We start from the raw sequence: 12,164 nt of genomic DNA, 5'->3' as shown, positions 1-12,164 counted from the left end.
GGCTGCCCCCTGTTCGACCGAGAAAGATGTGGGATCTTGTGTCTTCACGAGACTAAGGCAGCGGTATGTTCAATTTTTTCAAAAAGTATCTCCGCAGGGAGGATGAACCGTCACAGCGGCCATCGCCCCTCGCGGCTCCGTCTGCCTTCAAGCAATCTCTCCTATCCCTCGAGCAACGGTTGATGTTTGATGCGGCGGCGGCGGCGACCGCGGCCGAGGTCAAATCCGAGCAAGTGGCACAGGACCAGGCTGAGACGGCGGTCTCGTCGGAGGGGGCTGTCGATCGTACGACGCCTGAGCAACAGGCGTCTCAGGAACTTCTCAGCGCAATGGCTTCTTACAGTCCCGGTGAGTCTGCGACAGAAGTGGTCTTCGTCGATCCCACGGTTCCGGACTATCAAACCCTGGTTGCGGGTATGGGGCCCAATGTGGATGTTGTGGTGTTGGATGCCTCTCGAGACGGGGTCGAGCAGATCGCCGAGTCGTTGGCCGGACGATCGGGCATCGACGCCATTCATCTCATTTCGCACGGTGACGCAGGAACACTGCAATTGGGCACCGGCACGTTGAACGCCGAATCAATGTCGACTCGTTACGCGGATGCGTTCGCGACAATTCAGCAGTCTCTCTCGGAGCAGGCGGACATTCTCGTGTACGGGTGCAATTTTGCCGAGGGTGAAGTGGGCCAGGAGGCGGTTGCTCGGCTCGCTGAACTCACCGGAGCAGATGTGGAGGCGAGCGATGATCTGACGGGCTATGCTTCCCTCGGCGGCGACTGGGTTCTGGAGGTCAAGGCCGGCGCCATCGAAACCAGGATTGCGATCGATGATCAAACCCAGATGAACTGGGTCGGGTTGTTAGGCGCACCGGTTCTGGATGCGTCGAAAAGTCCTACGCTCACCGCGCTCAACGAAGATGCCGGGGCTCCGTCGGGCGCGGTCGGAACGTTGGTCTCGTCGCTCGTGGATTTCGCCAGCCCCTCCGGACAGGTCGACAATGTGACGGATGGGGATGCCGGTGCCAAGCTCGGCATTGCTATTACCGGTGCGAATACGAGTAACGGCACCTGGTGGTTTAGCACGAACGACGGTGCCACATGGAGCACGTTGGGAGCCGTCAGCGACGCGAGTGCGCGACTCCTCGCCGGAGACGGCACCGCTCGGATCTATTTTCAGGCCAATGCCGACTACAACGGCACCATGAGTGATGCCATTACCTTTCACGCCTGGGATCAGACGAGCGGCATCAACGGCGGCACCGGCAGTCTGATCACCACCTCAACCGTGCTGGACCAGTTCACAACGGTGTCCTATTCAAATAATGATGGAACGGTCAAGTGGGGCGGCTCCTGGCAGGAACTGGGAGAAGCTGACGGGACGGGCGGCGGCATGGTCATGGTGAATAGTTATGCCGGGCTGACCGACAATTCCTTGCAGATTGAAACCGATTTCCTCTCTCGTGGCGCGAGCCGACAGGTCGATCTGAGCTCGGTCACCTCCGCCACGCTGTCGTTCGACTACATCCGTCAACATGGCGGCGGCACCAAAGGCGCGGTGTCTGTTGAGGTGTATGACGGGAAGACCTGGGCGACGCTTCAGACCTTTGCGATCGATGCGACGGATGGGAAGGCACAGAGTTACAAAGCCGACATCAGTGCCTATGCCAATGCCAATACGCAGATTCGCTTTATCGTCAGCGGAAGTGACTCCATGGGCCGCCTGCATGTCGACAATATACAGGTTGCAGGGACCGGCACAGGTGGTGGCGCGACTGCCTACAGCACGATGAGTGATACCGCTGCATTGACGGTGACCGCGGTCAACGATGCCCCGGCGGATCTGAGTTTGTCGGCGAGCACCGTGGCAGAGAATGCTGCGAATGGAACCGTGGTGGGGACGATCAGCGGCACCGATCCAGACAGTGGCGATACGAAGGCCTACAGTTTGACGGATACCGCCGGGGGCCGCTTCGCGATCAACAGCAGCACGGGCGTGCTTACTGTAGCCAACGGTGCGCTGCTGAACTACGAGAGCGCCACCAGCCATAACGTGACCGCGCGAGTGACGGATAGCGGGGGGCTGACCTACGACGAAATCTTCACGATCAACCTGACCAATGTCAATGAAGCGCCGACGGGGACCGATGCCACGATCACGGTCACTGAAGACACGGCGCGTACGCTGACAACCGCCGACTTTGGGTTCAGCGATGTGGATGCCGGTGAGAGTCTCAGTGCCGTGCGGATCGACACGGTGCCGGGCGCGGGGACGCTGACCCTATCCGGGGTCTCCGTCACGGCCGGGCAAGTCGTGACGGCGGCGGATATCAGTGCGGGCAATCTGTTGTTTACGCCGGCGGCCAACGCCACTGGAGCCGGCTATGCCACTGTCACCTTCTCGGTCAGGGATAGCGCCAACGCCTACGATTCCGCGCCCAATACCCTCACCATCAATGTCACAGCCGTCAACGATGCGCCGATCTCTACTGGTGGTTCAGCCACCGGTGTCGAAGACACGCCGCTTGTGCTCACGTGGGGTCAGTTCAACGTGTCGGATGTGGATTCGGCTATGACGGCAAACAGCGCAGTGCAGATCCAGTCGCTACCGGTGGCGGGCACTCTGCAAACATTGGTGGATGGGGACTGGAAGTCGGTTGTGGTGAGCCAGATCATCACGAAAGCCGCCATCGATGGGGGGAATCTGCGCTATGTACCGGTCTCAGAGCAAAGCGGGTATGACGGGTACGGTGTCCCAGGGGTTGGGAACCAGCACAATGATTATGCGCAATTCAGCTTTGCGCCGCTTCAGGGCACATCGATTACGATTGCCAACCCTAACGCTGAAGCAGACGTCATGTCTGAAGGGACGTGGCAGCAAGGTGCGACCGGATGGACACTGCACACGGTTTCAGGGTTTGCCGCCGGCGTGCAGAACGTGGGTGCAAGGCAGTTCAGCGTCGACCATGACAATACATTCTATGTCGAGCAGGATGGCACGTACCTGGCGCAGACCTTGGGGACCACTTTCAACTCGACGAACGATTACTCGCTTAGTCTGAGTATCGGGTGGCGGCTTGATCAGCCGGTGAGCGAGTACAGCGTTGAACTGTGGGCCGGCGGCACACGGTTGGGCTTCATCGACCAGAGCCAGGTAACCGAAGTCCAGGGCTCTTTGGTGCAAGCGACGTTGCAGGTCAGCGGCGCTGGATTCCCGGCATTGAATGGCCAGGCGCTGCAGATACGACTGGTGGGGGTCGTCATGCAGACTAACTTCGATAACCTCCAACTGGTGTCCTACGAACGGAATACGGAAATCGGGGCTGCGGCTGTGATGACGGTCGATATTACGCCAGCGAATGATGCGCCGGTGTTGGCGGACACGGCATTGAGTGTGACTGTGACGGAGGATGCGGGTGCGCCCAGTGGGGCTGTAGGTTCCCTGGTGAGTGCGTTCACGGGTGGGATCACGGACGTGGACAGCGGGGCGGCGAAGGGCATCGCGATCATGGGGAGCAATGAGACAAACGGGACGTGGTACTACACGACGAACGGGGGCTCGACGTGGACGGCGGTGGGAACGGTGAGCGACACCTCGGCGCTGCTGCTCGCCGATAACGGGAGCACGCGCCTCTACTTCTCTCCGAACGCCGATTATAACGGGACAAGTACGGCAGCGCTGACGGTGCGGGCGTGGGACCAGACGAGCGGGGCGGTGGGCGCCAAAGTCACCACGGCGAGTAACGGGGGGACGACGGCATTCTCCAGTGCCACCGATACGATCGACGTGAGCGTGACGCCCATCAACGACGCGCCGACGGATCTCAGCCTCTCGGCGAATACCGTGGCGGAGAACGCCGCGAACGGCACGGTGGTGGGCATCGTCAGCGGCAGCGATGTCGACACCGGAGATACCAAGACGTACTCCTTGACGGACAGTGCCGGCGGTCGCTTCGCCATCAACAACAGCACGGGTGTCGTGACCGTGGCGAACGGGACGTTGCTCAATTATGAAGCGGCGACCAGTCACAACGTGACGGTGCGGGTGACGGACAGCGGCGGGCTGATCTACGACGAGACCTTTACCATCAATTTGACCGACGTGAATGAAGCCACTCCCACGATCACCAGCAACGGTGGCGGGACGACTGCATCAATCAGTGTTGCGGAAAATACCACTGCGGTCACGACCGTGAGGGCTACCGACGGCGATACCAGGCAGACGCTCACCTATTCGATCAGCGGCGGGGCGGACGCCACGAAATTTGCGATCAACAGCAGCACGGGCGCATTGAGTTTTGTCGCTGCGCCCAACTATGAAGTGCCGACGGACAACGGCGCGAATAATGTCTACAACGTCACGGTGCAGGTCTCCGACGGAAACGGAGGAACCGACACGCAGGCCTTAGCCGTCACTGTGACGAATGTGAATGAATCTCCGACGGATCTGAGCCTGTCGGCGAGCACGGTGGCGGAGAACGCGGCGAACGGGACCGTGGTGGGGACCGTGACCGGGAGCGACGTGGACGCCGGGGATACCAAGAGTTATACGCTCACCAACAACGCCGGTGGGCGGTTTGCGATCAACCGGACGACCGGCGCCCTCACGGTGGCCAACGGAACCCTGTTGAACTACGAAGCGGCGACCAGCCACAGCGTGACGGTGCGGGTGACGGACCGGGGTGGCCTGACCTACGACGAGACCTTTACGATCACGGTGACCAACGTGAACGAAGCGCCGGCGGGGACCAACGCCACGGTGACCATCAACGAGGATACGACCCAGACCTTCACCACCGCGAACTTTGGGTTCAGCGATGTGGACGCGGGCGACAGCTTCAGTGCGGTGCGGATCGAGACGCTGCCGACGGCCGGGACGCTGACCCTGTCGGGCACGGCGGTGACGGCAGGCCAGGTGATCACGACGGCCGACGTGGCGGCGGGGAACCTGGTGTTCACGCCGGCGGCCAATGCCAATGGGACGGGCTATGCCCGGTTCACGTTCTCGGTGCGGGATAGCAACAACGCCTATGACCCCACGCCCAATACCCTCACCGTCAATGTCACGGCCGTCAATGATGCGCCGGTGGTTGCCACCAACAGCGGGAGCAATGTGGCCGAAGGGGGCGTCGACAGGATTACGAGTGCGGAGCTCGCGGTGGTGGATGTCGACAATTCCGCGGCTCAGCTCAGATTCTCCGTCGGGACGAGCCCTGCCCATGGTCGTCTGGAACTAACGACAGCCCCAGGGGTTTCCGCCACGACGTTTACACAGGCGGATATTGCGGCCAACCGTGTGACCTATGTTCACGATGGGTCGGAGACCCTCAGCGATTCGTTCACGTTTACCGTCAGCGACGGGGCGGGGGGCTCGATCGGCACCACGACCGTGACCCTCACGATCGCTGCGGTGAACGATGCGCCGACGATCATCAGCGACGGAGGAGGGGCGACGGCGTCGATCAATGTTGCCGAAAATGTGATCGGGATTACCGTAGTGACCGGAGCTGACGTGGATATTCCTGCACAGGCGTTGACCTACGGCATCAGCGGCGGTGCGGACCAGGCCCTGTTTACGATCAACGCGGCAACGGGCGCGCTAAGCTTTGTGGCACCCCGTGATTTCGAAGCCGCCGCGGATGCCAATGGCGACAATGTTTATGTGGTGCAGGTCCGTGTCACCGACAGTCAGGGTGGCATGGCTACGCAAATGATTGCGGTCACCGTTACGAATGTGGCGGAGCGACTCCCTTCCGCCGTTCCGTTGCTTCCTCCCTCGTTGATCCCGACGACCCCGCCGCCTGTCATCGCGTCTGTTCCTCCGACTCACGAACTGCCGAGTCCATCTGTTCCGCAGGAGGACGTGAGTGGTGTGACTCTTCCCGCCAAAGGTCTCCCCATGGAGTCGCGATCTCTCGCCGAGCACGCCGAGGGCAGACCGGCCATCGCGGCGCCTCCAAGGGACGACAATTCGCACAGGGATGAACGCCCCACAGTCGCGTTGGCCGCTCGACAGGACGAGGGCGAGATCCGGAATCCCTTCACGATTGTGCCGGTCGAGTTTGTCGCGTCTGATCGTACTGCTGGTCTTGAGCCGACGATATCAGTGAGTGAAGTCCTCATGACCAAACTGGATGAACTCGCCGTGTTGCTTCAGGAGGCGATCGGCGAGAACCAGAAGCAACAGGCCTTGGTGGCGCATGTCACCGCGCTGACTGGAACGGCGCTATCGGTGGGATTTGTGGCCTGGGCGATCCGGAGCGGTGCCCTCTTGGCTAGTTGCTTTGCGACGATTCCCGCCTGGAGGGCCTTCGATCCGTTGCCGGTCGTCAGCTTGAGCCGGCGGGAGCGGACTCGCAGGTCGCAGGAGACCGAGGCAACCCGTCAGGCGGAAGAGGCTGAATTCGAAGGTCTTCACGGTGTATTGGGGGCCTCGTCAGTGACTCAACAGCCGCCGTATTCATCCAAAAAAGGCGCAGCATGAGCCGCGTGTCGCCACTTCTCTTTCTCAGCTTCTGTCTCGTTTCGTTGACCATTGGTGCGATGTTTGCCGTAGAGGCGCTCGTGGGATCATTCCCTGATCAGGTCAGGTACGTCTCTGAGTCTCGTCAGGCGCTCTGTGAGAATCTCGCGGTGCAGTATTCGGTGCTGGCCTCTTCCGGGCAACTGCCGGCGATCGAGACGGCAATGCAGGCGCTGGTCCAACGCAATGCCGACATCCTGTCGGCGGCCCTGCTGCTTTCGGACGGGCAGCTGCTGGCTGTCGCGGGCGATCACGTACAGCATTGGGTGCAGCCGGAGGGGCACCGGTCAACACTGAGCCATATTCAAGTGCCGATCTATAATGCCAATGCACACTGGGGCACTCTGCAGCTGTCTTTCCGCACCACTGACTCCTCCGTGAGCGACAGGCTGTTCCTGGGACCGTGGCCAAGATTTGTGGCTTCTGTCGCCCTCCTCAGCTTTGTTGGGTATGTCATGCTGCTAAAGCGCACGTTGCGTCATCTGGACCCCTCACAGGTCATTCCTTCCCGTGTCAAATCAGCACTCGACAGTCTCACCGACGGAGTGGTGATGCTGGATCGCTCCGGGTTGATTGTGCTGACCAACGACACATTTTGCCGGTTGACGGGTCAAGCCTTGACCTCGCTCCTGGGAAAGCCATTGGCGCGACTTGCGTGGGTTCATGAGCAGGGGCAGCCGTTGGTGGCCGGCGAGGAGTATCCCTGGGAACGGGCGCAGAAGTCTCAGGCGCCCCAGCAGGGCAGTCGTCTTGGGTTCCGGAGCAACGATCGGCAGTGGCAAACTTTCTCGGTGACCAGCACGCCGATATTTGATGACCAAGGCGGGTTACGCGGGGTCGTGGCTTCGTTTCACGATGTGACGGACGTCGACCGTGCCCACAAGCAGTTGCGCGAGGCGATTGGTGAGCTCGAACGGTCCCGTACGAAGGTGATTTCACAAAACCAGATGCTTGAGCAGACCAATGAGTCACTTCAGACTGAAATCGAACGCCGTAAACGTGTGCAGGATGAGCGGGAGGAACTGAACCGACAGTTGATCGAGACGTCGCGCCTGGTGGGCATGGCCGATGTCGCCTCCGCCGTGCTGCATAACGTGGGCAATGTGCTGAATAGCATCAATGTCTCCGTCGAAGTCGTCATGAACACGGTGAAACAATCACCGATCGGCGACGTGGCGTTGGTTGCATCCATGCTGCAGTCGCACAGGCATGATTTACCTCACTTCCTGTCTCAAGACCCTCAGGGAAAGCAGATTCCTACGTATCTCTCCATGCTGGCAGAGACCGTCAACCAGAACTCGATGTTCGTGGAGCGGGAGCTGGGTGGTCTCAGCCGGAATGTGGATCACGTGCGCCAGGTCGTTTCCCGACAAGTGGATCTCGCCCGTCCCGGTGGAGCCATCCGTGAACCGGTGCATTTTCAGGACTTGATGGAGCAGGCGCTGGCCATCAATCGATCCGCGCTGGAGAACTGCCGCTGTGAAATCCGTGAGGAGTACGAAGACGTTCCGGACGGGATCACAGACCGGCATCAAGTCATTCAGGTGTTGGTGAATCTGATCAGTAACGCCGCGAATGCGATGGCCCCGTCCGGCGCGCCAGTGCGACGACTCACGCTTCGTCTCGCAGTGGACTCCGATCGCGCGGGATTCGTCCGGTTTCAGGTGATCGATACCGGGGTCGGGATTTCGCAGGAACATGCGCCTCGCCTCTTCACCCAGGGCTTTACGACCAGGCCGGACGGACATGGGCTGGGCTTGCACAGTGCCGCACTGGTGGCGAAGCAGTTGGGTGGTTCCATCCAGGGCTACAGCGATGGTGAAGGTTTGGGTGCGACGTTTACGTTCACGCTTCCTTTTGAATCGGTGGAGGTTTCGGCATGACCTTACCTATCAGCTCACGAAATCGCCGGATTCTTGTGATTGACGACAATCGAACCATCCATGAGGATTTTCGAAAGATTCTCATTCCTGCCGCAGTGCCGTCAGATTTGCAGCAGGCCAGGGCCGCGTTGTTCGGAGATAGGGTCGCCTCGTCGACGGTCGAGCCGTTTGATGTCGACTTTGTCGACCAAGGGCAACAGGGATTCGATCGGGTGTGTGCCGCGCGGAAGTGCGGACACCCTTATGCGCTGGCGGTGGTCGACATGCGCATGCCGCCCGGTTGGGACGGCCTGACGACCATTGAACGAATCTGGGCGGCTGATCCAGAGATCCAGGTCGTCATTTGCACAGCGTATTCTGACCTGTCCTGGAATGAGATCGCTTCGCGGCTGGGGGTGACGGATCGATTGTTGATCTTGCGGAAACCATTCGATTCCATTGAAGTGCAGCAGATTGCCAACGCACTTACTCGTAAGTGGGAGTTGGGACGGGAGGCCAGATTGAAGGTCGATGAACTGGCTGCGCTGGTCGACGAGCGCAGTCGCGAGTTGCAGGCAGCCAATCAGCGGCTCGAACGGGATGTGCAGACCCGCACACTCGAATTGCAGCGGCGCAATGAGGAACTGCAACAGCTGGTGGATGCGCTCAGAGAGGCGAAGGCGGAAGCCGATAGCGCGAACCAGGCGAAGTCCCGATTCCTGGCTCAGATGAGCCATGAAATTCGCACGCCGATGAACGGCGTGCTGGGCATGGTAGAACTGCTGCTGGCGACCAGTCTGTCCGACAAACAGCGGCACTTCTCACACACGATTCGCGACTCTGGCGTCGCTCTTCTGCACGTTATTAACGAGATTCTCGATTTCTCCAAGATCGAGGCCAATAAGGTGGAACTGGAACAGGCAGAATTTGAGTTGCTTCCTCTGGTGCGTTCCCTGGGCGACTTGTTCCACGAGCCGCTTCAGCGCAAAGGGGTGCGGTGGCATTGTGAGGTTGACAAGGCTCTGCCGCTGCGGTGGTGTGGAGATGCGGGGCGCCTTCGCCAGATCCTGCTCAATCTTGTCGGCAACGCGGTGAAATTTACGGAGCGGGGAGAAATTGCGCTGTCCCTTCAGCGTCATGACGGCGACGGGAGGCACGTGACGATGAAGGTGGTGGTGCGTGATACCGGTATCGGGATTCCTCTCGAAGCGCAAACACGAATTTTCGATCCCTTTTCGCAGGCCGACGGGTCGACGAGTCGCCGGTTTGGAGGGACCGGGCTAGGCCTGGCGATCGTCCAGCGGCTGGTGGATATGATGGGTGGGCAGATCGGAGTGGACAGCACCCCCGGGCAGGGATCCACGTTCTGGTTTACGCTCCCATTGAGGCCAGACGCGCAAACGGCGTCATCGGCCGAAATGAGGCCGCCAGGCTTCTCAAAAAATCCCGGGCCCACAGCGAATATGTCGACAGGATGTCCCGAACCTGCTGATGTTCCCGAGGGCGGAAGGATTCTCGTCGCGGAAGATGATCCGACGAATCGCGAGGTCTTGCTGGGCATGCTGGAGTTGTGCGGACACTCGGCGACCGTCGTAGGGACAGGGACCAGTGTGCTGCAGGCCCTGAACCATTCGCCGTTCGACCTGATCTTTATGGATTGTGAGATGCCTGAAATGGACGGGGTGACGGCGACCAAAGCTATCCGTCAGCGCCGAATCACCCGGGTGGATGGCAAGCCCGTCTCAATCGTCGCCTTGACCGCACATGCGCTTGAAACGCACCGGCAGGCCTGTCTCGCTGCAGGCATGGACGACTATGTCACCAAACCCGTGGCGCTCGAACAGATCGCCGGCGCGCTTCGACGTTGGCTTCCATCTCGGACCTCGGAAGCGGCGTAACCCGTCATGGGGCCAAACACCTGATGGCGCTGGTTCGGCGCTTGCGGGAGGAGGTCCCTCTCCTCGACCGTACGGAAAATCCTGCGTCAATCCCTCCTCGATCGTGACTCTTGGATCATTCTGAGTCAACCCAACCAGAACTCAAGCGATCACGCGACCCTGTGCGGTGGCATTGTCGCAGGGGTGCGCAGATTGTGAAGCGAGTGGCCGATTTCGAAAGAAATTTGGTGGCGGTGACCCGGATTGAACGGGTGACCCGCGGCTTATGAGTCCGCTGCTCTGCCAACTGAGCTACACCGCCACGGTCGTATCGAGGGCTGGCTGAAACGAATCGCTATCATAGCCGAACAGGCCCCGAGGTGTCTACCGACGCGTGAGGAAAACTGTGGCGCATGTCAGCGGATCGAGCAGGGGAATGAGGTCTCCAGGGCTTGATTTGTTTGTGTTCGGTCGGCAAGATACTGCACCGTCTGATCTTGTCTACGGGTGACGATGACCTGGTTTTTCGCTCGTTGTTCCATTGCCGTGCTCGCCGCCTTCTGTCTTGCCGCTCCGCTCTCGGCGGCGCTGGGCCACGATGCCCGACCGGCAACGAAGAAGCGGTCCGTGCATCGGGCACGCTCGTCCAGTCCTCAAATCATCCCGCAAAAGCCGCGACCAGGAGTGCAGACCGGTGAAGCCGAGAGCCTGTACTACGGTGGTGTGGCCCTCCATGCGAAGGGCAACTATGTGGAGGCGGTGGAGAAATTCCAGGCTGCGCTGCATAAGCGACCTGATTTTCCGGAGGCTCACCATGCGCTGGGGCTTTCTCTAGCGGCGCAGGGGGCTCTCGATGAAGCCATTCGGGAATATCGAGCCGCGTTGAGCGTGCAACCGGAGTTTGCCGCCATTCACAACAACCTTGGCGTGGCGTTGAGTGAGCAGGGGAAGGTTGATGAGGCGATCGAGGCCTACCGGCATGCGATCCGGCTTCAGCCAGGCAATGCCGCCCCCCATCACAATCTCGCGTTGGCATTGGAGGCGAAGGGGGATGCCGACGGAGCGATCGAGGAATACCGCGAAACCCTGCGTCTGCAACCCAACAATGCCACAGCCCATAACAACCTGGGCTTAGTGCTGCAACGAAAAGGACAGCTCGACGAGGCCATCGGGGAGTATCGCGCGGCATTACGGCTTCAAGCGGGGTCGGCGGCCGCTCTGTATTGCTTGAACCTTAGCGCCGCCCTGTTGGTGAAGGGGGAACTGGACGGCGCGATCGGATCTGGTCGCACCGCCATCCGTTTGCAGCCGGAGAATGCGGACGCCCATTACAACCTCGGTCTGGCGCTGAAGGCCAAAGGGGATTTCAACGGGGCGTTGGCGGCATTCCGCGAAGTGTTGAAGTTGGATCCCGGACAAGGGGCTTTGCATTATGAGGTGGGGCAGCTTCTCGACCGGGCCGGCGACGATGCAGGGGCGCTGACGGAATATCGGGCGATGTTGGCGCGTCAGCCTTCCCATGCGCCCACGCAGGAAGCGTTGGCGGTGCTGTTGCAGAAGCAGGGGGATATCGACGGGGCGATTGCGGCATACCGCTCAGCTCTGCAGGCAGCACCGAACAGTGTCGCAGCCCAGAACAATCTTGGGGTGGCCTTGTTGAACAAGGGGCAGGTCGACGACGCGTTGGCGGCATTTCGCGCGGCGGCCTCGTTGCAGCCCAATGATCCTGTCGCGTACTACAACTTGGGTGAGGCATTCATTGCGCGCAATCAGCGTGGCGAAGCGATTCAGTCTTACCGCCGTTACATCGGGTTGGCTGAAGCTCAACCGGATCATCGTGACAAAGTGGAGGCGGTGCGGAAACACCTTGCGGTATTGGAGCCATAGGCGATCAATGCAGGTGTGCG

Annotated in this window: 4 protein-coding genes and 1 tRNA gene; 4 read left to right on the top strand and 1 reads right to left on the bottom strand. The window is 60.4% G+C overall.

The genetic code is table 11. The annotated features are described in order from the left end of the window. The first annotated feature begins 65 nt into the window (after window positions 1-65). Genes JNL86_09125 through JNL86_09115 form a run of 3 tightly spaced genes read left to right on the top strand, consistent with a single transcriptional unit; the run spans window position 66 to window position 10,278 of the window. Window positions 66-6,479, top strand: a complete 6,414-nt coding sequence (locus tag JNL86_09125; GenBank protein ID MBL8043064.1) for a DUF4347 domain-containing protein — start codon at window positions 66-68, stop codon at window positions 6,477-6,479. Further along, on the top strand, window positions 6,476-8,401 hold the full coding sequence (locus JNL86_09120) for a PAS domain-containing protein (protein ID MBL8043063.1): 1,926 nt from the start codon (window positions 6,476-6,478) through the stop codon (window positions 8,399-8,401). Before JNL86_09125 ends, JNL86_09120 begins: the two co-directional genes overlap by 4 nt. Then, complete coding sequence (locus tag JNL86_09115) at window positions 8,398-10,278, top strand: response regulator (GenBank protein MBL8043062.1); 1,881 nt, start codon at window positions 8,398-8,400, stop codon at window positions 10,276-10,278. Before JNL86_09120 ends, JNL86_09115 begins: the two co-directional genes overlap by 4 nt. A 225-nt stretch (window positions 10,279-10,503) precedes the next feature. Here the strand turns inward: JNL86_09115 and JNL86_09110 are convergent. Next, window positions 10,504-10,579: transfer RNA gene (locus JNL86_09110), tRNA-Met, on the bottom strand. 191 nt (window positions 10,580-10,770) lie between these two features. Between JNL86_09110 and JNL86_09105 the strand changes: the two genes are divergently transcribed. After that, window positions 10,771-12,144 carry a tetratricopeptide repeat protein gene (locus tag JNL86_09105; GenBank protein ID MBL8043061.1) on the top strand — a complete coding sequence of 458 codons (1,374 nt, stop codon included), beginning with the start codon at window positions 10,771-10,773 and terminating at the stop codon, window positions 12,142-12,144. Window positions 12,145-12,164: the final 20 nt, after the last annotated feature.

This window comes from Nitrospira sp. (assembly GCA_016788885.1).
In the GTDB taxonomy this organism is placed as follows: Bacteria; Nitrospirota; Nitrospiria; order Nitrospirales; family Nitrospiraceae; genus Nitrospira_A.
This window is presented reverse-complemented; position numbering and strand designations above follow the sequence as displayed.

Coding starts and splice junctions, on each gene's coding strand:
- JNL86_09125 (MBL8043064.1), top strand. CDS start 66: ATGTTCAATTTTTTCAAAAAGTATCTCCGCAGGGAGGATGAACCGTCA.
- JNL86_09120 (MBL8043063.1), top strand. CDS start 6,476: ATGAGCCGCGTGTCGCCACTTCTCTTTCTCAGCTTCTGTCTCGTTTCG.
- JNL86_09115 (MBL8043062.1), top strand. CDS start 8,398: ATGACCTTACCTATCAGCTCACGAAATCGCCGGATTCTTGTGATTGAC.
- JNL86_09105 (MBL8043061.1), top strand. CDS start 10,771: ATGACCTGGTTTTTCGCTCGTTGTTCCATTGCCGTGCTCGCCGCCTTC.